Origin of the sequence: Pseudomonas sp. B111 (assembly GCF_026428275.1) — a bacterium.
Classification (GTDB): Bacteria; Pseudomonadota; Gammaproteobacteria; order Pseudomonadales; family Pseudomonadaceae; genus Pseudomonas; species Pseudomonas aeruginosa.
In genome coordinates this window covers 4,395,160-4,414,854 of record NZ_CP097857.1, presented here as the reverse complement: position 1 = coordinate 4,414,854, position 19,695 = coordinate 4,395,160, and the positions used below count along the sequence as shown (strand labels likewise).

At 65.2% G+C, this 19,695-nt stretch carries 19 protein-coding genes; 12 read left to right on the top strand and 7 right to left on the bottom strand.

Annotation, left to right across the window (positions count from 1 at the left end; genetic code table 11):
- Nucleotides 1–36: 36 nt before the first annotated feature.
- Both M6E97_RS20520 and phuR read right to left on the bottom strand, forming a co-directional pair.
- A complete protein-coding gene (locus M6E97_RS20520; RefSeq protein ID WP_003121065.1) occupies nt 37–384 on the bottom strand; it encodes a Rieske (2Fe-2S) protein in 348 nt (115 codons plus the stop codon).
- A 102-nt stretch (nt 385–486) separates the two neighbouring features.
- Nucleotides 487–2,781, bottom strand: coding sequence for a heme/hemoglobin uptake receptor PhuR (gene phuR / locus M6E97_RS20515; RefSeq protein WP_003095102.1), 2,295 nt, complete (start codon nt 2,779–2,781; stop codon nt 487–489).
- Nucleotides 2,782–2,960: 179 nt separating this feature from the next.
- Between phuR and M6E97_RS20510 the strand changes: the two genes are divergently transcribed.
- Genes M6E97_RS20510 through M6E97_RS20490 form a run of 5 tightly spaced genes read left to right on the top strand, consistent with a single transcriptional unit; the run spans nt 2,961 to nt 7,627 of the window.
- On the top strand, nt 2,961–4,025 hold the full coding sequence (locus M6E97_RS20510) for a hemin-degrading factor (RefSeq protein ID WP_034005300.1): 1,065 nt from the start codon (nt 2,961–2,963) through the stop codon (nt 4,023–4,025).
- 9 nt (nt 4,026–4,034) lie between these two features.
- Nucleotides 4,035–4,928: a hemin ABC transporter substrate-binding protein gene (locus M6E97_RS20505; protein ID WP_003141666.1), complete on the top strand. Its 894-nt coding sequence runs from the start codon at nt 4,035–4,037 to the stop codon at nt 4,926–4,928.
- 50 nt (nt 4,929–4,978) lie between these two features.
- On the top strand, nt 4,979–5,962 hold the full coding sequence (locus M6E97_RS20500) for a FecCD family ABC transporter permease (RefSeq protein ID WP_003121063.1): 984 nt from the start codon (nt 4,979–4,981) through the stop codon (nt 5,960–5,962).
- Nucleotides 5,962–6,729 carry a heme ABC transporter ATP-binding protein gene (locus M6E97_RS20495; protein ID WP_003095098.1) on the top strand — a complete coding sequence of 256 codons (768 nt, stop codon included), beginning with the start codon at nt 5,962–5,964 and terminating at the stop codon, nt 6,727–6,729. The genes M6E97_RS20500 and M6E97_RS20495 overlap by 1 nt, the downstream gene beginning before the upstream one ends.
- Nucleotides 6,730–6,739: 10 nt before the next feature.
- A complete protein-coding gene (locus tag M6E97_RS20490; protein WP_015503691.1) occupies nt 6,740–7,627 on the top strand; it encodes a ChaN family lipoprotein in 888 nt (295 codons plus the stop codon).
- Nucleotides 7,628–8,090: 463 nt separating this feature from the next.
- Here M6E97_RS20490 and cbpA read toward each other — a convergent pair whose 3' ends face one another.
- The 4 genes from cbpA to M6E97_RS20470 all read right to left on the bottom strand — a co-directional run bounded on the left by cbpA (nt 8,091) and on the right by M6E97_RS20470 (nt 11,493).
- On the bottom strand, nt 8,091–8,888 hold the full coding sequence (gene cbpA, locus M6E97_RS20485) for a cAMP-binding protein CbpA (RefSeq protein ID WP_003095096.1): 798 nt from the start codon (nt 8,886–8,888) through the stop codon (nt 8,091–8,093).
- A gap of 105 nt (nt 8,889–8,993) precedes the next feature.
- Nucleotides 8,994–9,266 carry a TfoX/Sxy family protein gene (locus tag M6E97_RS20480; protein WP_003095094.1) on the bottom strand — a complete coding sequence of 91 codons (273 nt, stop codon included), beginning with the start codon at nt 9,264–9,266 and terminating at the stop codon, nt 8,994–8,996.
- A gap of 225 nt (nt 9,267–9,491) precedes the next feature.
- Nucleotides 9,492–9,839, bottom strand: coding sequence for a pentapeptide repeat-containing protein (locus M6E97_RS20475; protein ID WP_003095090.1), 348 nt, complete (start codon nt 9,837–9,839; stop codon nt 9,492–9,494).
- A gap of 91 nt (nt 9,840–9,930) precedes the next feature.
- Nucleotides 9,931–11,493: a bifunctional aminoglycoside phosphotransferase/ATP-binding protein gene (locus M6E97_RS20470; protein WP_003095088.1), complete on the bottom strand. Its 1,563-nt coding sequence runs from the start codon at nt 11,491–11,493 to the stop codon at nt 9,931–9,933.
- Between the two features lie 212 nt (nt 11,494–11,705).
- Between M6E97_RS20470 and mrcB the strand changes: the two genes are divergently transcribed.
- Genes mrcB through M6E97_RS20455 form a run of 3 tightly spaced genes read left to right on the top strand, consistent with a single transcriptional unit; the run spans nt 11,706 to nt 15,155 of the window.
- Nucleotides 11,706–14,030 (top strand): penicillin-binding protein 1B, encoded by a 2,325-nt coding sequence (gene mrcB / locus M6E97_RS20465; protein ID WP_003111352.1) that lies wholly within the window; start codon nt 11,706–11,708, stop codon nt 14,028–14,030.
- 16 nt (nt 14,031–14,046) lie between these two features.
- Nucleotides 14,047–14,826, top strand: coding sequence for a penicillin-binding protein activator LpoP (lpoP, locus tag M6E97_RS20460; protein WP_003095080.1), 780 nt, complete (start codon nt 14,047–14,049; stop codon nt 14,824–14,826).
- Complete coding sequence (locus tag M6E97_RS20455; RefSeq protein ID WP_003123490.1) at nt 14,826–15,155, top strand: YqcC family protein; 330 nt, start codon at nt 14,826–14,828, stop codon at nt 15,153–15,155. Before lpoP ends, M6E97_RS20455 begins: the two co-directional genes overlap by 1 nt.
- 107 nt (nt 15,156–15,262) lie before the next feature.
- Here the strand turns inward: M6E97_RS20455 and M6E97_RS20450 are convergent, their stop codons facing one another.
- Nucleotides 15,263–15,715 (bottom strand): DUF4124 domain-containing protein, encoded by a 453-nt coding sequence (locus tag M6E97_RS20450; RefSeq protein ID WP_003095076.1) that lies wholly within the window; start codon nt 15,713–15,715, stop codon nt 15,263–15,265.
- Here M6E97_RS20450 and M6E97_RS20445 point away from each other — a divergent pair.
- From M6E97_RS20445 to ilvC, 4 genes are all read left to right on the top strand, one after another.
- Nucleotides 15,705–15,977 carry a hypothetical protein gene (locus M6E97_RS20445; RefSeq protein WP_153274512.1) on the top strand — a complete coding sequence of 91 codons (273 nt, stop codon included), beginning with the start codon at nt 15,705–15,707 and terminating at the stop codon, nt 15,975–15,977. The genes M6E97_RS20450 and M6E97_RS20445 overlap by 11 nt on opposite strands.
- A gap of 288 nt (nt 15,978–16,265) precedes the next feature.
- On the top strand, nt 16,266–17,990 hold the full coding sequence (locus tag M6E97_RS20440; protein WP_003095071.1) for an acetolactate synthase 3 large subunit: 1,725 nt from the start codon (nt 16,266–16,268) through the stop codon (nt 17,988–17,990).
- A gap of 2 nt (nt 17,991–17,992) precedes the next feature.
- Nucleotides 17,993–18,484, top strand: coding sequence for an acetolactate synthase small subunit (gene ilvN / locus M6E97_RS20435; protein ID WP_003095069.1), 492 nt, complete (start codon nt 17,993–17,995; stop codon nt 18,482–18,484).
- Between the two features lie 42 nt (nt 18,485–18,526).
- Nucleotides 18,527–19,543: a ketol-acid reductoisomerase gene (gene ilvC, locus M6E97_RS20430; RefSeq protein ID WP_033990312.1), complete on the top strand. Its 1,017-nt coding sequence runs from the start codon at nt 18,527–18,529 to the stop codon at nt 19,541–19,543.
- Nucleotides 19,544–19,695: the final 152 nt, after the last annotated feature.

Below are 19,695 nucleotides of genomic sequence, written 5' to 3'. Positions count from 1 at the left end.
CGTTGCCTCGCGGCTTGCCGCCCATCCCCCGTTGGGTCAGTCGTCCAGCTCCACCCAGAGGCCCTCGGCGTCTTCCCGGCAGGGCAGGGCGCGCAAGCGCTCGCCAGCGCAGGGGCCGGCGACGCACTCGCCGGACTCGATGAGGAACAGCGCGCCGTGGCTGGCGCAACGGATCAGGCTGGCGCTGTCGTCGAGGAAGGCATCGGGCTGCCACTCCAACGGGATGCCGCGATGCGGGCAGCGGTTCAGGTAGATGTAGGCGCGGCCGTCGCGACGCACCGCGAACAGCCGCCGCTCATCGACGAGGAAGCCGCGGCTGTTGCCTTCGGCGAGATGGGAAGAGGGACACAGGTGGATCATGGGCGCTCCGTTTGCCGGGATCATTATCCCTGATCCGGAGGACGGCTTTCACCTGTGGCATGGAAAGCGCCCGGCATGGCCAGGCGCTGGGTATGGGGGCACTTCCGTGTGCGAAGGGGTAACGGGTCAGATGTCCCAGACCAGGTTGACCGCGAAATTACGGCCTGGCTGGGACAGCCGGTCGATGTTGGCCGGGGCCAGCGCCGAAGCCTCGCCGACGCTGTCGTAGCCGCGCACGTCATCCCACAGCCAGTATTTCTTGTCGGTCAGGTTGTAGAGACCGGCGTTGAGGGTCAGGTCCTTGCTCAGCCTGTAGTAGGCGCTGAGGTCGAGGACGCCGAAGCCCGGGGTCTTGAACTGGCTGGCGGTGCCATCCGGGGTGTGGAAGGTGCTGTCGTCGACGCGATCCTTGCGTTTGACCAGGGTCCAGCTGAGCAGCCCGCCGTAGTTGCCGTCTGCTTCGTCGTAGCCCAGGCCGAACACTCCGGTGAGTGGGTTGACGCTGTTGATCGGCTCGCCGTTGTCCTTGTTGCGACCGTAGGCGTAGGCCACGCTGCCCTGGGTGTAGAGTCCCTGCGGCGCGCCGAAGGCGCCCAGCTCCAGGCGGCCCTTGAGCTCGACGCCCTTGATCACCGCACGCTCGATGTTGTTGGACTGGAAGGTCTGGCCGTTGCCGCCGGTGCTATCGGTATTCAGGGCGTCTTCGTCGATGAAGTCGCGATATTTGTTGTAGAACACCGCCACGCCGAAGCTGCCTTCGTCGAACTTGCCGCGCAGCCCGGTCTCGAAGCTCTGGCTCTTTTCCGGCTTGAGGTTGGGGTTAGGCTCGATGTGGTAGCCCGCCTGCAGGTTCTCGAATCGACCGTACAGCGCCTTGGCGGTGGGCGTGCGGAAGCCCTGGGCGTATTGGCCGTACCAGGTGTAGTGCTGGGCGAAGTCGTAGGTCACGCCGAACTTGGGCGAAACCCGGTGCCATTTCTTGTCCGACTCGTCGACCGCGGTGTTCTGGCTCTGCTTCATGGTGCGCAGGAACTCGTCGGTGATGTGCGGCTCCATGCGCGTGTAGTCGTAACGCAGGCCGGGAGTGAAGGTCCAGTCGTTCCAGCTGATGCTGTCCTGGGCGAACAGGGCGTAGGTCTTCACCGTCGGATCGGGAAAGTCGCTGCTGCGCTCCAGGGCATCGCGCGGGCTGTCCGCGCCGGTGTCCAGGTTGGTGCCGGTGCCGCTGCGCATGCCGGTGACCTTCTGGTGCTTGAGATTGATCCCGTAGCTCAGCAGGTGCTCGGTCTCGCCGATGGCGAAGCTCTTGTCCAACTGGCTGTCGAAGACCCACAGGCGCTCCTTGTAGGTAGTGTCGCGGGTGCGCAGGACCTTGCGGGTGATCGGATAGTAGAACTCGCGGGTCGCCTGGTCGGTCTTCGCCAACTGGTAGTTCAGGCTCCACTGGATGCGATCGGCGACCGGGCTGTCGAGCAGGAAATGGTGCTCCAGGCCGTAGCGCTCGCGAGTCAGGGTGTCGTTGCCCTTGCGCCACTGGTACATGCCGCCCGGCAGCATGCTCGGCGGGATGGCTGGCTTGCCCTTGTCGTACGGGCCGCCATAGGCGCTCTTCTGGTCGGTATCGACGTCGCTCTTGTACTTCTCGAAGACCAGCCCGAAGCGGCTGCCCTCGGCGTAGTTCCAGCCCAGCTTGCCGAGCAGGCTGTAGCTGTCGGCGTCTTCCGGGTTGGCTTCGCTGCGCGAGAGTCCGGTGCCGCCGTGGCCGCCGTTGGATTCGGTCTCGTGGCCCTGGCGGTAGCCATAATGCAGCAGGCCGTCGAAGTCGTCGGCGCGGCCGGCGACGGTGGCCGAGGTCAGCCAGGAGTGGCTGGCCGACTCGTAGCCGGCCTTCAGCCGGGCACCGACGTCCTTGCCGTCCTTGATGATGTCCGACGGGTCGAGGGTGAAGTAGCTCACCGCGCCGCCGATGGCGTTGCTGCCGTACAGCGCCGAGGCCGGGCCGCGAAGGATTTCCACGCGCTTTACGATGTCCGGATCGACGTAGTTGCGGTGGGTCTGCGCGTAGGGGCCGCTGAAGAAGTCGTTGGGCAGTTCGACCCCGTCGATCTGCGTAAGGATGCGGTTCCCGTCGATGCCGCGGATGTTGTAGCCGGTGATCCCGGCACGCTGGCCGGCGCCGCCGACCGAGACTCCCGGTTCGTAGCGCACCAGTTCCTTGATGTTGTTGACGTTCTGCCGGTCCAGTTGTTCGCGGGTCTGCACGCTGACGGTGCTCGGCACCGAATCCACTGCCTGCTCGGTACGGGTGGCGGTGATGGTGGTCGGGGTCAGCGGGACGGCGTTCCCCGCCAGAGCCAGGGAAGGGCTGAGCAACAGCAGGGCCAGGCAGGGGCGCAGGGCGAAGGGCGGGGAGAGCGGCATGTGGGACTCCTTGGGTCGGGCCGGTGGCGAATAGCCAGGGGGACGTCGGGCGCACAAGGTACTGCCAGAAAAACGCTAATGCAAATAATTATCAAATGGATTCAGATATGCGTTTTGTGGCAAAGTTCACCTGTTTTGCGCGTAGCGCGACCGAACCGGATATGCCCGAGGAACCGTCGATGAGCAGCACTCCCAGCCTTTCCCATTCCCCTGCCGAGCTTTACCGCGCCTGGCAGGACCTGCGCGCCGAGCGACCGCAGCTACGCGCGCGCGACGCCGCCGCGCTGTTGCAGGTCAGCGAAGGCGAGCTGGTCGCCAGCCGGGTCGGCATCGATGCCGTGCGCCTGCGGCCGGACTGGGCCGCCTTGCTGCCGGCGCTCGGCGAACTGGGGCCGATCATGGCGCTGACCCGCAACGAGCATTGCGTCCACGAACGCAAGGGGCCGTATCGCGAAGTGACGGTCTCTGCCAATGGGCAGATGGGCCTGGTGGTCTCGCCGGATATCGACCTGCGCCTGTTCCTGGGGGGCTGGAACGCCGTCTTCGCCATTGCCGAGGAGGCATCGCGGGGTACCCAGCGCAGCATCCAGGTGTTCGACCAGCAGGGCGTGGCGGTGCACAAGGTGTTCCTTACCGAGGCCAGCGACGTCCGCGCCTGGGAGCCGCTGGTCGAGCGCCTGCGGGCTGCCGAGCAGGATGCCGTGCTGGCGCTGCACGAACCCCGCGCACCGGCTGCGACGCTCGTCGATGCGCAGATCGATGCCGCCGCCTTGCGCGAAGGCTGGGCCGCGTTGAAGGACACCCATCATTTCCACGCCCTGCTGAAGAAGCATGGCGCGCAGCGCACCCAGGCGCTGCGCCTGGCTGGCGGCGAATGGGCCGAGCACCTGGACAATGGCGACCTGGCGAAACTCTTCGAAGCGGCGGCCGAAAGCGGATTGCCGATCATGGTGTTCGTCGGCAACGCCCACTGCATCCAGATCCATACCGGGCCTGTGTGCAACCTGAAGTGGCTGGACGACTGGTTCAACGTGCTCGATCCGGAATTCAACCTGCACCTGAAGACCACCGGCATCGCCGAACTTTGGCGGGTGCGCAAGCCGAGCACCGATGGCATCGTAACCAGTTGGGAGGCCTTCGACGCCGACGGCGAACTGATCGTGCAACTGTTCGGCGCGCGCAAGCCCGGCGAGCCCGAGCGCGACGACTGGCGCGAACTGGCCGAATCCTTCAAGGCGCTCTGAGGAGAGATCATGCGTATCGATCGACTATTCAACGGGTTGGCGCTGGGCATCCTGCTCGGCACCGGCATGGCCCAGGCCGCCGAGCTGCCGCAACGCTGGGTGAGCGCGGGCGGCTCGCTGAGCGAATGGGTGGTGGCGCTGGGTGGCGAGAGCAAGCTGGTCGGGGTGGACACCACCAGCCAGCATCCGCAGGCGCTGAAACAGTTGCCGAGCGTCGGCTACCAGCGCCAACTGGCTGCCGAGGGCGTGCTGGCGTTGCGTCCGGATATCCTCATCGGCACCGAGGAAATGGGGCCTCCGCCGGTACTCAAGCAGCTCGAAGGCGCTGGCGTGCGGGTCGAGACCCTCTCCGCCAAGCCGGATCTGGAGGCACTGGAAAGCAACCTGAAGAAGCTTGGCGACTGGCTCGGCGTGCCCCAGCGCGCCGAGGCCGCCGAACTTGACTATCGTCAGCGGCTGCGGCGCCAGGCGGACTGGATCGCGGCCGCGCAGAAGAGTCAGCCGGCCCCGGGCGTCCTGCTGGTGATCGGCAACGCCGGCGGTCAGTTGCTGGTAGCCGGGCGCAATACCGGCGGCGATTGGGTCCTGAACCGGGCCGGAGCACGCAACCTGGCTACCCATGAGGGTTACAAGCCGATCTCGGTGGAAGCCCTGGCCGCGCTCGATCCGGCCGCGGTGGTGATCGCCGACCGCAGCCTCGAAGGTGATGCGGCGCGTGCCGCGCTGCTCAAGCAGAACCCCGGCCTCGCCGCGACCCGCGCGGCGCGTGACGGACGTCTGCTGGTGCTGGACCCGACGCTCCTGGTGGGCGGCCTCGGTCCCCGCCTGCCGGATGGCCTGGCGGCTCTCTCCGCAGCCTTTTATCCTTCCGCGAAACCGCTGAGTACGGAAGCCGCCCATTGAAATCGGTTGTTCGTCCCCGCGCACTGTTCGGTGCGCTGGGGATTTCGCTCGTGTTGGTCCTCTGGTTGTCCCTCGCCCTCGGTCCCGTCAGCCTGCCGCTGGGCGATACCCTGCGCGCCGCGCTGCGCCTGGCCGGGCTGCCGCTCGATGGAACGGGCCTGGCCCAGGCGGAAATGATCCTCGGCCAGATCCGCCTGCCGCGGACCCTGCTCGGCCTGGCCGTGGGCGCGGTGCTGGCGCTGTCCGGGGTGGCGATGCAGGGCCTGTTCCGCAACCCGTTGGCCGATCCAGGGCTGGTCGGGGTGTCCAGCGGCGCGGCCCTCGGCGCGGCGCTGGCCATCGTATTCGGCGCCTCGCTGGGCGGCTTGCCGGCGTTCCTCGCGCCTTACCTGCTGTCGCTGTGCGCCTTCGGCGGCGGCCTGGGGGTGACCTGGCTGGTCTATCGGCTTGGCCGCCGCGATGGCCAGACCAGCGTGGCCACCATGTTGTTGGCAGGGATCGCCTTGACCGCACTGTCCGGCGCGGTGATCGGACTGTTTACCTATCTCGCCGATGACGCCACCTTGCGTACCCTGACCTTCTGGAACCTGGGCAGCCTGAACGGCGCCAGCTACCCACGACTCTGGCCGCTGCTGCTGGTGGCGCTGCTGGTGGCCTGCTGGCTACCGCGCCGGGCAGATGCGCTGAACGCACTGCTGCTCGGCGAGTCCGAGGCCCGTCACCTGGGCTTCGACGTCGAGCGATTGAAGGCCGAACTGGTGCTTTGCACTGCCCTCGGCGTCGGCGCCGCAGTGGCGGCGGCGGGGATGATCGGCTTCATCGGCCTGGTGGTGCCGCACCTGATCCGTCTGGTTGCCGGTCCGGATCATCGGACGTTGCTGCCGGCCTCGATGATGGCCGGCGCCATTCTCCTGCTGCTTGCCGACCTGCTGGCGCGCCTGGCGCTGGCTCCGGCGGAGTTGCCGATCGGCATCGTCACGGCACTGATCGGCGCGCCGTTCTTCCTTTATCTGCTATTGCGGGGGCGGGCCTGATGCTGCGCGTGGAGAACCTGTCCATCCGCCGTGGCGGAAAGACTGTACTGGAAGGCCTCGAGCTGGAGCTGCGGCCTGGCGAGATGCTCGGCGTACTCGGCCCCAACGGCGCTGGCAAGAGCACCTTGCTTGGCGCTCTCTGTGGCGAACTGGAGCCGGCCGAAGGGCTGGTGCTGCTCGACGAGCGCGGCCTCGACGACTGGCCGGGCGTCGCTCGCGCGCAGCGCCTGGCGGTGCTGCCGCAGAGTTCGTCGCTGGGCTTCGCCTTTCCGGTGGAGGCGGTGGTCGGCTTCGGTCGGCTGCCCCATTCCAGCGGCCGCGAGCGCGATGTGCAGATCGTCGCCGAGGCCTTGGCGGCGGCCGACGCCAGCCATCTGGCCGGGCGCAGCTACCTGGCGCTGTCCGGCGGCGAACGCCAGCGCGTGCACCTGGCGCGGGTGCTGGCGCAGCTGTGGCCGGGCGAGCCGGGGCAGGTGCTGCTGCTCGACGAACCGACCTCGGCGCTCGACCCGCTGCACCAGCACACTACCCTGCAGGCGGTGCATGATTTCGCCCGCCGCGGTGCCTCGGTGCTGGTGATCCTCCACGATCTCAACCTGGCCGCGCGCTATTGCGACCGCCTGCTGCTGTTGCAGAATGGTCGCCCGCACCTGCTCGGTACGCCCGAGGAAGTCCTGCGCCCCGAGCCGTTGCGCGCGGTGTTCGGCCTCGAGGTCCTGGTCCAGCGTCATCCCGAGCGAGGTCATCCGCTGATCGTCGCCCGTTGAAGGAGTCGCCATGCGCATTCGCCTGTTCGCTTTCTGTCTGCTGCTGGGCGGCTGCCAGTCCCAACTGCCGCCGCTGCCTGATTGGCAGAGCCCGGAAGGGCGCGACGATCCGCAGACGGGACGAATCGTCGAATTGCGCAGCGGCGTGACGCTGAGCCCGCAGCAACTGGTCGCACGCCTGGCGGCCGCGCCGCGAGTGATCGTCGGCGAGAAGCACGACAATCCCGATCATCATGCCGTGGAACTGTGGCTGGCGCAGGCCCTGGGCGAATATCGGGCGCAGGGCAGCCTGCTGCTGGAAATGCTCGATCCCGGCCAGCAACCACGGGTGGATGCGGTCCGCGTACAACTCGGGTCCGGCAAGCCGGTGGCGAACCTGGAGCAGGCCCTGGACTGGCAGAAAGGTTGGGACTGGACGCAGTACGGACCCCTGGTGTCCTGGGCGGTTGCGCAACCCGCGCCGTTGCTGGCGGCGAACCTCCAGCGGAGCGAGATCATGCGCATCTACAGGGAGCGTCCGCCGCTTCCCGGAACGGCCTCCAGGCGTGACAGCGTGCGCCTGCCGCTGCTTGCGCAGATTCGCGAATCCCACTGCGGCATGCTTCCCGACGATCAATTGCCGGCGATGCTCGCCGTCCAGCAGCAACGCGACCGCCGCATGGCCGAGCGTCTTCGCGATGCGCCGCGGCCGGCGATGCTCGTCGCCGGCAGCTTCCACGCCCGGCGCGACCTCGGCGTACCGGTCCACCTGCGCGACCTTGGTGCGGAGAAGGGCACTCAGGTACTGATGCTGGTCGAGGCCGGGCAGGCGGTAACGACGCGTGAGGCCGACTACGCCTGGTACACGCCGGCACAGCCGGACAAGGACTATTGCGCGGAGATGAAGAAGACACGTTGAAGGAAGGGCGCGAGGCCTGGAGCCGCGTATCGCGCTACGTTTTCGCGGGCAAAAAAAGACCCGGCAAAGTGCCGGGTCGAAACCGTGATTAGCCTGATGAGGAGATAATCTGAAGAGTCCGACTGCTTGGTCTCTCAGCTTACCTGCTGGCCTCGCGACCAGTTGGTGTAATAATAACTATTCTCATTATCAGGTCAAGCCGGTTCTCATTCATTCCATCGCCAGCCGATGAACGGTCGTCTCCGGCCGAATCGCAGGCAAAAAAAGACCCGGCAAAGTGCCGGGTCAAAAACCGTGATTAGCCTGATGAGGAGATAATCTGAAGAGTCCGACTGCGTGGGTCTCTCAGCTTACCGGCTGATCTCGCGACCAGTTGAGTGACATAATAATGATTCTCATTTCCATGTCAAACGCTTTCGCCAAACTTTTCTGCTAGCTAGTCGCGAGCCCTCTGGAATGGGCCTCAGGCGCTGCGGCGCAGGCGCAGCTGGGTCACTTCCCGGTTAAGCAGGTCTATCCGCCGGGCCATGCCTTCGATCAGGCTATGGGCGATTCGCGGGTTGTTCTGCATAAGGCCGAGGAACTGCTCCTTGGGAATCACCATCACCGTGCAGGGTTCGCTGGCGACCACCGTGGCGCTGCGTTTCTCGCGAGTGAACACGGCCATGGCGCCGAAGATCTCGTCCTTCTGCACATCGCCGACTTTCTGGCCGTCCACCAGCGCTTCGGCGTGCCCTTCGATGATGATGAATACATGATCCGCATCGTCGCCCTGGCGGATCAGCGCCTCGCCCGCGGCGAAGTGGCGGAAGCCGGTGGCCGGGCGGACTTCCGGCTGCTTCAGGTGCGCCAGCGCATCGCCGAGCAGGGCAGTCTGTCCGATCAGGTACTGCAATAGCAGTTCCTGACGTTCCTGGTCAGCATGGATGTGCTGGAGCAGCGCATCGCGCGAATAGGGCAGCAGGCGGATCGGTTCTTCGTTGGCATGCCGGCAGGCGGGGAGCTCGAGTCCGCGTCGAAGGCCGAGGAGGTCGCCTTCCTGGAGGTAGAACAGTGGGCGTTCGTCGACCAGCGCATGCAGCAGGCCGCTTTCCACCAGGAATACCTGGTCGGCGGGCAGCTCGCGTTCCAGGTCGTCGCTACGTTCCAGTTCCAGGGCGGGGCCGCTGGGTGCCAGGCCTTCGAGCAAGCGGTGAGGGATTCCCTGCAGGCGATTGATCAATTGGTCGGCATAAGCCGGTTGCTCGCCGAGTAGATACATGGCCATTTCCTTGAGCTGCCTGGTCGGGAGAGGAGGTACGAACGTCCACGAGACGATAGGTGGGCGCCCGGGGGGGAGTAAATATCTTCCCGTGGCAGGTGTGAGCTAGCTCTTGTTTCGCACGGGGAAAGTCTCCAGCTCGCCGAGCAGTGCGGCCTTGTGGTCTGGGGACAGCTCGTTCCAGTGAACGTCGAGGAGTGCGCCTTCGATGGCATAGAGCAAGACTTTCGAGGCTCGGAAGCCGCGCGCGCGGACCGCGCGATAGGCTCCCACCGAGCCGAGCCGACGCAGATCGGTGGCGCTGTGGATACCCACGGCATGCAACCATTGGGTCGAGGTTTTCCCGAGGTTTTTCAGATTCAGCAGTTCGTCGTTCATCGTCGGTCCTTGCGATGCCGCTCAGAAGCGTGATGGCGCGGAACTGCCTGGAACCGGTCCGGAGCCGACAGGGCCGGCGCGATGGAGCGAGATGGCCGACGCGAGCGGCCTTCGCCCTTACGATCCGGCGTAGGCGGTCCGGGACCGATCCTCAGCCGGCCGGGTACCTGCCAGAAGTGTAGCGGCCTCCCGGCAAAACGTGGCCTGGCGTGGTCCTTCCGCTTCTCAGGGCTCCGGCAGGTAGCGCAGGCGGGTGCCGAAGTTCACCGACATGCGGATCTCGTCCGGCGCCAGGCGCAACGGGAAATACGTACCGGATATCTGCGCATGGGCCAGGCTGGCGCCCTCCAGGCGCGCCTCGCGCAGATCCACGCCGCGCAGGTCGGCGCCGCGGAAATAGGCATCGCTGAAGTCGACGCGGGCGGCATCCAGCAGACGCAGGTCGAGGCCGCGGAAGTCGCCGCCGGCCAGGTCGATCCAGCCGTCGGCCGGCTTCTGTCGGTTGAAGCCTTCGATGTCTTCGGCGTGGAGCAGTTGGTAGAGCGGCGAGTCGAGCTGACGGGGCGAGTTCATGGGCGGCGTCCTGCGCAGAAGGCTCGCCGTGAGTATAGAAGAGCAGCGGCACGGCGCCCGCCCTGGAGGGGCGGGCGGCATGGCAGTTCGTTCAGAGACCGGGCAGGCGCTGGCGAATGCCGTCGACCAGCCCGTCGAGGCTGGCCGCGTCGTGGGTGTCGACGCGCTTGCTCTGGACCGTCTCCGCCGCTGTCAGCGGCTCGCGGGTAGCCTGCTGGGTGCGGATCACGTCGAGAGTCGCGTCGGACGGGTCCTTGCCTTCCGCCTGGCGTTGCGCAAGCCAGCCGGCGATCACCGCTTCGGGCGCCTGGCAGTCGAGGATCAGGAACGGCACGCCGGTTTCTTCCGCGATGTGGCAAGCGGCCTGGCGCTGATTCTGCTTCAGGTAGGCGGCGTCGATCACCACCGGATAGCCGGCCTGGAGGATCTTCGCGGCCAACTGGTGAAGGTGCGCATAGGTCGCTTCGCTGGCCTGGCTGCTATAGATGCCGGCGGCGAACTGGCCCCTGTCGTGTTCCGGCTGCTCGCCGAACAGACGCTTGCGTTCGATATCCGAGCGCAGGCGCACGGCGCCCAGAGCCTCCACCAGACGCATGGCCACCTGGCTCTTGCCGACCGCGGAGACACCATGGGTGACCGCCAGGAAGCGCGAGGGAATGGCGCTGTAGCTTTCCGCCAGGTTGGCGTAGTTGCGGTACTGGCGCAGGGTCGCCGCGCGCTGCACGGCATCGGTCTGGTAGCCGAGGCTGAACAGCGCGACCTTGGCGCGGACCATGGCGCGGTAGGCCTTGTAGAAGTTCAGCAGTTCCAGGGCCTGGTAGTCGCCGGTGTGTTCCAGATAGAGGCTGACGAAGCGTCGAGCGTGGCACTTCAGGCCGCGATCTTCCAGGTCCATCGCGAGGAAGGCGAAGTCGGCGCAGACATCGGTGAAACGGAACGGCTCGTTGAATTCGATGCAGTCGAACAGCACTACCCTGCCGTCGATCAGCGCGGCGTTGCCCAGGTGGATGTCGCCGTGGCATTCGCGGATGAAGCCCTTCGCCTTGCGCTCCTGGAGCACCGGCAGCAGGCGTTCGAAGCTGCTTTCCGCCCAGGCTTCGAGGGCATCCAGCTGTTGCAGGTCGGCCTTGTCCTTGAGCAGCGGGCGAACCTGCTCGAAATTCTGCCGCACCGGCGCCATGCAGGACTCGGCGGTGCCCAGCGGGTGCTCCAGCGGCACCTTCGGAGTGTTCTGGTGGAAGTGCGCGATCTGCTCGGCCAGTTCGTCGATATGCTGGTTGGACAGTTCGCCGCGGCCCTGGATTGCCGCCAGCAGGTTGTCCTGCGGGAACTGGCGCATCTTCAGCAGGTATTCGATTGCCTCGCCGTCGCCGCCGATCCGCGGCGCTTCTTCGCTGCCGGTGATCGGCAGGACCTCCAGGTAGAGATCGTCGGTGAGGCGCTGGTTCAGGCGCAGCTCTTCGTTGCAATAGAAACGGCGCTTGTCCAGGCTGGTGAAATCGAGAAAGCCGAAATCCATCGGCTTCTTGATCTTGTAGGCGTAGGGACCGGTCAACAGGACCCAGGAGATATGCGTCTCGATGACCTCGAAGCGCTCCACCGGGTGGGGGTAGAGGGCCGGGTTCTGCAGGGCGGCGATCAGGGTCTGGCTCACGGGATATCCTTGCCTCTGAAATATGCGAAAACCCGCATTATGGCGGGAAGGGGTGACAGTGCAAACCTCGCTGGCGGATAGCAACCATTTGCCGGATCGCCGGTCGAATGCGCCGCGCTGCCGCCGCGCCTATCCACCGGGGCCGCGCAGACCGTGGATGCCGCCGATGCGGTGTCTGTCCGCTGTGGATAAAGTACGTATAATGCGCCGCCATGACGCGTCCCCGATCCCCCCGTTCCCGTAACAGCAAAGCACGCCCGGCACCCGGCCTGAACAAATGGCTCGGCTGGGCCCTCAAGCTCGGCCTCGTCGGCCTGGTGCTCCTCGCCGGCTTCGCCATCTATCTCGATGCCGTGGTGCAGGAGAAATTCTCCGGCCGGCGCTGGACCATCCCGGCGAAGGTCTATGCCCGCCCGCTGGAGCTGTTCAACGGCCTGAAGCTGAGCAGGGAAGACTTCCTGCGCGAACTCGACGCCCTCGGCTACCGTCGCGAGCCCAGCGTGAGCGGCCCTGGAACCGTATCGGTGGCGGCCAGCGCGGTCGAACTCAATACCCGTGGCTTCCAGTTCTACGAAGGCGCGGAACCGGCCCAGCGCGTGCGCGTGCGCTTCAACGGCAACTATGTCAGCGGGCTGAGCCAGGCCAACGGCAAGGAACTGGCGGTGGCGCGCCTTGAGCCGCTGCTGATCGGCGGCTTGTATCCGGCGCACCATGAGGATCGTATCCTGGTCAAGCTCGACCAGGTGCCGACCTACCTGATCGACACCCTGGTCGCGGTCGAGGATCGCGACTTCTGGAACCACCATGGCGTGTCGCTGAAATCCGTGGCCCGGGCGGTGTGGGTCAACACCACGGCCGGCCAGCTGCGCCAGGGCGGCAGCACCCTGACCCAGCAGTTGGTGAAGAACTTCTTCCTGAGCAATGAGCGCAGCCTGAGCCGCAAGATCAACGAAGCGATGATGGCGGTGCTGCTGGAACTGCACTACGACAAGCGCGACATCCTCGAGTCCTATCTCAACGAGGTGTTCCTCGGCCAGGATGGGCAACGAGCGATCCATGGCTTCGGCCTGGCCAGCCAGTATTTCTTCAGCCAGCCGCTGGCCGAGCTCAAGCTCGACCAGGTGGCGCTGCTGGTCGGCATGGTCAAGGGACCGTCCTACTTCAACCCGCGGCGTTACCCGGATCGTGCGCTGGCGCGGCGCAACCTGGTGCTCGACGTGCTCGCCGAGCAGGGCGTGGCGACCCAGCAGGAAGTCGACGCCGCCAAGCAGCGCCCGCTCGGCGTTACCCGGCAGGGCAGCATGGCCGACAGCTCCTATCCGGCCTTCCTCGACCTGGTCAAGCGCCAGTTGCGCCAGGACTACCGCGACGAGGACCTGACCGAGGAAGGGCTGCGCATCTTCACCAGCTTCGATCCGATCCTGCAGGAGAAGGCCGAGACCTCCGTCAACGAAACGCTCAAGCGCCTCAGTGGGCGCAAGGGAGTCGACCAGGTCGAGGCGGCGATGGTCGTGACCAATCCGGAAACCGGCGAGATCCAGGCCCTGATCGGCAGTCGCGACCCGCGCTTCGCCGGCTTCAACCGGGCCCTGGACGCGGTGCGGCCGATCGGTTCGCTGATCAAGCCGGCGGTCTACCTGACCGCTCTCGAGCGGCCGAGCAAGTACACCCTGACCACCTGGGTGCAGGACGAGCCCTTCGCGGTGAAAGGCCAGGACGGCCAGGTCTGGCGACCGCAGAACTACGACCGGCGCTCGCATGGCACGATCTTCCTGTACCAGGGCCTGGCAAACTCCTACAACCTGTCCACCGCCAAGCTCGGCCTCGACGTCGGTGTGCCCAACGTGCTGCAGACCGTCGCCCGGCTGGGCATCAACCGTGACTGGCCGGCCTATCCGTCGATGCTGCTGGGCGCCGGTTCGCTCAGTCCGATGGAGGTCGCCACCATGTACCAGACCATCGCCAGCGGCGGCTTCAACACGCCGTTGCGGGGGATCCGCAGCGTCCTCACTGCCGACGGCCAGCCGCTCAAGCGCTATCCGTTCCAGGTCGAGCAGCGCTTCGACTCGGGCGCCGTCTACCTGGTGCAGAACGCCATGCAGCGGGTCATGCGCGAAGGCACCGGGCGTTCGGTGTACAGTCAATTACCGTCGTCGCTGACCCTCGCCGGCAAGACCGGCACCAGCAACGACTCGCGCGATAGCTGGTTCTCCGGTTTCGGCGGCGACCTCCAGGCTGTGGTCTGGCTCGGTCGCGACGACAACGGCAAGACGCCGCTTACCGGCGCCACCGGTGCCTTGCAGGTGTGGGCCAGCTTCATGCGCAAGGCGCATCCGCAATCGCTGGAAATGCCGATGCCGGAGAACGTGGTGATGGCCTGGGTCGACGCGCAGACCGGGCAGGGCTCGGCGGCGGATTGCCCGAATGCCGTACAGATGCCCTATATTCGTGGCAGCGAGCCCGCCCAGGGCCCAGGCTGCGGGAGCCAGAACCCCGCCGGCGAGGTAATGGACTGGGTACGTGGCTGGCTGAATTGATCCGAGAGGACCTGACGTGAAGAAGATTTTCGTATTCGCCGCGCTTGCCGGCAGTGCCGTGCTCGCGGGCTGCGCCAGCCCGCAGCACGGGGCGATCCCGGTGGTGGATTCCGGTACTCCGGTGTCCAACCAGGAAAGCGGCGGTTTCCGCATCACCCGTACCCAGGTACCGCGTACCCAGCAAGGCGCCGCCACCCAGGGCATTCCCCAGGGCGGCGACTCCGGTGTGGTGGTGATGGTGCCGCAGGGCGCCAATTCCGCACCGATCCAGACTTTCCCGGCGCAGTCCGGCGCCGCGCCGATCAGCAGCGCTCCGCTCGGCACCGGCACCCAGTACCAGGCTCCGCCCAGCAGCGCCTCCACGCCACCGCTGGGTGGCAGCTACAACATGCCGCCCAGCGGCGCCAGTCGTTCCGCGCCCACCGGCATTCCGGCCTCCGGCTCGGCCGGCAGCCTGGCGGCCGACGAGCAGTTGGACGGGCCGGTCCTGGCGATGCTCACAACCGCCCAGCAACAGCAGGGCAGCGGCGACCTGAACAGCGCCGCCGCCAGCCTCGAGCGAGCCCAGCGCATCGCTCCGCGCGAGCCGCAGGTGCTCTATCGCCTGGCCCAGGTGCGCCTGGCCCAGGGCGATGCGGCCCAGGCCGAGCAGGTCGCGCGCCGTGGCTTGAGCTACGCCAATGGCCGGCCGGCCTTGCAGGCCGGGCTCTGGGAACTGATCGCCCAGGCTCGGGAGAAGCAGGGAGACTCCGCCGGCGCTGCGCTGGCCCGGCAGAAGGCCAAGGTCAGCTCCTGATGGATCGACGGGTCTATGCGCTGGCCGACCAGTTGTTGCTGATCGAGCGTGAGTTGCGTGCGCTCGGCTGGTGGAGCGAAAGCCGCCCCGCCCCGGAAGCGCTGGCCAGCCCTGAGCCGTTCTGCGTGGATACGCTGGCGCTCGAGCAATGGCTGCAATGGATCTTCCTGCCACGGATGAAGCTGATTCTCGAAAGCGACAGCGCCTTGCCGCAGGCCTCGGGTATCCTGGCCATGGCCGAGGTGGCCTATGCGCAGCGTGGCGAGGAAGTCGCCGGCCTGCTGGCGGCGCTTGGCGAGTTCGACCGGCTGATCGGCGGGCCGTCATGAAGCTTCGGCAGTAAAGAAAAACCCGGCTACAGGCCGGGTTTTTCTTTGCTTCAAGCAAGGCGGAGAGCCGGGTCAGCCCCATGCTGCGGGACGGGGCTGTGTTCGCCTCAGCGGCAATTCTCCTGGATCGCCTTTTCGGCCTTGGCGATTCGCTCCTGGCGTTCTTCCTCGCCGAGGCGACGGAGTTCGCCCTTGCCTTCGTCGACCCTTACGCGCGGGTTGTTCTTCAGTTGCGCGAGGTTGTTGCGGGTCTCTTCGCAGAACTGCTTGCGCTCGGCCTCTTCCTTCGCCACTTGCTGCTTCACCTTGTCGTCGATCGCCTTCTGCTCGGGATCGGCCGGTTTCTGCTGGATGGTCGGTGCCGGGGTCGAGGGGGGCAGGGGGAAGTTGTCCGGCGGCGGGGCGGTCTGGGTATTCACCGTGGTCGCTTGCGCACCTTGCGGCGGTTGTGCGCCGAAGTGGGTGACGCCCTCGGCGTCGACCCATTTGTAGATCGGGGCGGCCATGGCGAAAGAGGAGAGGGCGAGCAACAAGCTGGCCGGGAGGATCATGCGTCGCATGCGGAGTCCTTGGAATGCGCTAACTGCGGCTAACTATAACCAAATCCGCCAGCGCGGCATGCTGCACGGCATCACAACCGCCGCCGGAGAGGGCCTCGCCGTGGCAAGTCCTCGCGGGAATCATGGGCATTTTGGAAAAGTTTGCTCTAAATCGGAATTTTCTAGCCATAAAATCTGTTTTTGGTCATTGATCAGCTTTTTTATAGAAGGGTATGGCAGCTTCCTTGGAATTTTTTTTGATAATTTTCAGAATAAAGCTTGACTTGCGTTCGACGAATGCGAAGAATCCAAGCTCGCTGTAGCGGGCCGTCTGCAACCCAGTCCCCTCTCCGGCAGACCATGAGGTGCCTACCCGCGCCGAAAGTTACACCCTGCTTCGCGTTACCTCGCGCTGGGTGGAAGAGCTCCGTAACACCAGGCGCCCTTCCAAGTTTGCTCAATCGGCAGTTGACGTAGCCGGTGACTACCGTCACCCATGCTCTGCCGGGCAGCCAACCGAATTTCGGTCGCCCGCCCCTGGGTGGCCGTATAGCGTTCTAGAGGTGAAAACGTGGAGCTTTTATCTGGCGCTGAAATGGTCGTCCGCTCGTTGCGCGACGAAGGCGTTAAGTACATCTATGGGTACCCGGGTGGTGCCCTCCTGCATATCTACGACGCGCTCTTCAAGGAGCACGACGTGACCCACATCCTGGTGCGCCACGAACAGGCGGCTACCCATATGGCCGACGGCTACGCCCGCGCCACCGGCAAGCCCGGTGTCGTGCTGGTGACTTCCGGCCCGGGCGCGACCAACGCCATCACCGGTATCGCCACCGCATACATGGACTCCATCCCGATGGTGATCCTGTCGGGCCAGGTGCCGAGCAACATGGTCGGTACCGACGCGTTCCAGGAAACCGACATGGTCGGGATCTCCCGGCCGATCGTGAAGCACAGCTTCATCATCAAGCATCCCTCGGAAATTCCCGAGGTGATCAAGAAGGCCTTTTACCTGGCGCAGTCCGGTCGTCCGGGGCCGGTGGTCGTGGATATTCCGAAGGACATGGGCGACCCGACGCAGAAGTTCGAATATTCCTATCCGAAGAAGGTCAAGTTGCGTTCGTACAGCCCGGCCGTTCGCGGTCACTCGGGACAGATCCGCAAGGCCGCCGAGATGCTCCTGGCCGCCAAGCGCCCGGTGGTCTATTCCGGCGGCGGCGTGATCATGGGCAATGCCGCGGCGCCGCTGACCGAGCTGGCGCAGATGCTCAACCTGCCGGTGACCAACACCCTGATGGGCCTCGGCGGGTATCCCGGCGCGGACCGCCAGTTCCTCGGCATGCTCGGGATGCACGGCAGCTTCACCGCCAACCTGGCGATGCATCACAGCGACGTGATCCTCGCGGTCGGAGCGCGTTTCGACGACCGGGTCATCAACGGCGCGGCGAAGTTCTGCCCGAACGCCAAGATCATCCACATCGACATCGATCCGGCGTCGATTTCTAAGACCATCAAGGCCGACATCCCGATCGTCGGCCCGGTGGACAGCGTTCTCACCGAAATGGTCGCGATCGTCAGGGAAATCGGCGAGACCCCGAACCAGGATGCCCAGGCTGCCTGGTGGAAGCAGATCGACGAATGGCGTGGTAACCGTGGGTTGTTCCCGTACGACAAGGGCGACGGCAGCATCATCAAGCCGCAGACCGTCATCGAGACGCTCTACGAGGTTACCCATGGCGATGCCTTCATCACCTCCGATGTCGGTCAGCACCAGATGTTCGCCTCGCAGTACTACAAGTTCAACAAGCCCAATCGCTGGATCAACTCCGGCGGTCTCGGCACCATGGGCTTCGGCTTCCCGGCGGCGATGGGCATCAAGCTCAACTTCCCGGACGACGATGTCGCCTGCGTGACCGGCGAGGGCAGTATCCAGATGAATATCCAGGAACTGTCTACCTGCCTGCAGTACGACCTGCCGGTGAAGATCGTCAACCTGAACAATGGTGCCCTGGGCATGGTCCGCCAGTGGCAGGACATGCAGTACAACAGCCGTTATTCGCATTCCTACATGGAATCCCTGCCGGACTTCGTCAAGCTTGCCGAAGCCTACGGGCATGTCGGCATGCGCATCACCGACCTGAAGGATCTGAAGCCGAAGATGGAGGAGGCGTTCGCCATGAAGAATCGCCTGGTCTTCCTCGACATCCAGGTGGACGCCAGCGAACACGTCTATCCGATGCAGATCCGTGACGGCGCGATGCGCGACATGTGGCTGAGCAAGACGGAGCGTACCTGATCATGCGACACATCATTTCCCTGCTGCTGGAAAACGAGCCAGGCGCATTGTCCCGCGTGGTCGGCCTGTTCTCCCAACGCAACTACAACATCGAAAGCCTGACCGTGGCGCCGACCGAGGACCCGACCCTGTCGCGTCTGACGCTGACCACCGTGGGGCACGATGAGGTGATCGAGCAGATCACCAAGAACCTCAACAAGCTGATCGAAGTGGTCAAGCTGGTGGACCTGTCGGAAAGCGCTCATATCGAGCGCGAGCTGATGCTGGTGAAGGTCAAGGCCACGGGCGCCCAGCGCGCCGAGGTCAAGCGCACCACCGATATCTTCCGTGGGCAGATCGTCGACGTCACCAGTAGCGTCTATACCGTGCAACTGGCGGGTACCAGCGACAAACTGGACAGCTTCATCCAGGCCATCGGCACCGCGTCGATCCTGGAAGTGGTCCGCAGTGGCGTCACCGGCATCGCCCGTGGCGACAAGACTCTGAGCATCTGAACTGAAAGCAGGCCCGCGAGGCCTTACTGAAGGGGAATTCCCATGCGCGTTTTCTACGATAAAGATTGTGACCTCTCGATCATCCAGGGCAAGAAAGTTGCCATCATCGGCTACGGCTCCCAGGGCCACGCCCATGCCTGCAACCTGAAGGACTCCGGCGTCGACGTCACCGTGGGCCTGCGTAGCGGCTCCGCCACCGTGGCCAAGGCCGAAGCGCACGGTCTGAAGGTTGCCGACGTGAAGACCGCCGTCGCCGCAGCCGACGTGGTCATGATCCTCACCCCGGACGAGTTCCAGGGCCGCCTGTACAAGGAAGAGATCGAGCCGAACCTGAAGAAGGGCGCCACCCTGGCCTTCGCTCACGGCTTCTCCATCCACTACAACCAGGTCGTCCCGCGCGCCGACCTCGACGTGATCATGATCGCGCCGAAGGCCCCGGGTCACACCGTGCGTTCCGAGTTCGTCAAGGGCGGTGGCATCCCTGACCTGATCGCCATCTACCAGGACGCTTCCGGCAACGCCAAGAACGTCGCCCTGTCCTACGCCTGCGGCGTCGGCGGCGGTCGTACCGGTATCATCGAAACCACCTTCAAGGACGAGACCGAAACCGACCTGTTCGGTGAGCAGGCCGTTCTCTGCGGTGGTTGCGTCGAGCTGGTCAAGGCCGGTTTCGAAACCCTGGTCGAAGCCGGTTACGCGCCGGAAATGGCCTACTTCGAGTGCCTGCACGAGCTGAAGCTGATCGTCGACCTGATGTACGAAGGCGGCATCGCCAACATGAACTACTCCATCTCCAACAACGCCGAATACGGTGAGTACGTAACCGGTCCGGAGGTGATCAACGCCGAGTCCCGTGCTGCCATGCGCAACGCCCTGAAGCGCATCCAGGACGGCGAGTACGCGAAAATGTTCATTATCGAAGGTGCGGCCAACTACCCGTCGATGACTGCCTACCGCCGCAACAACGCCGCTCACCCGATCGAGCAGATCGGCGAGAAGCTGCGCGCGATGATGCCGTGGATCGCAGCCAACAAGATCGTCGACAAGAGCAAGAACTAAGCGGCTCCGGCGACAGACGAAAAAACGCGGCCCCGGCCGCGTTTTTTCGTTCTTGCCTGGCGATCTGGTATAAAGCCTGGGCCGGCGGAGTTGTCTTCCTAGTCAGAAGTGCTGTCGGCATATTCGTACCCCATCAGTTCCCAAGGAATTGT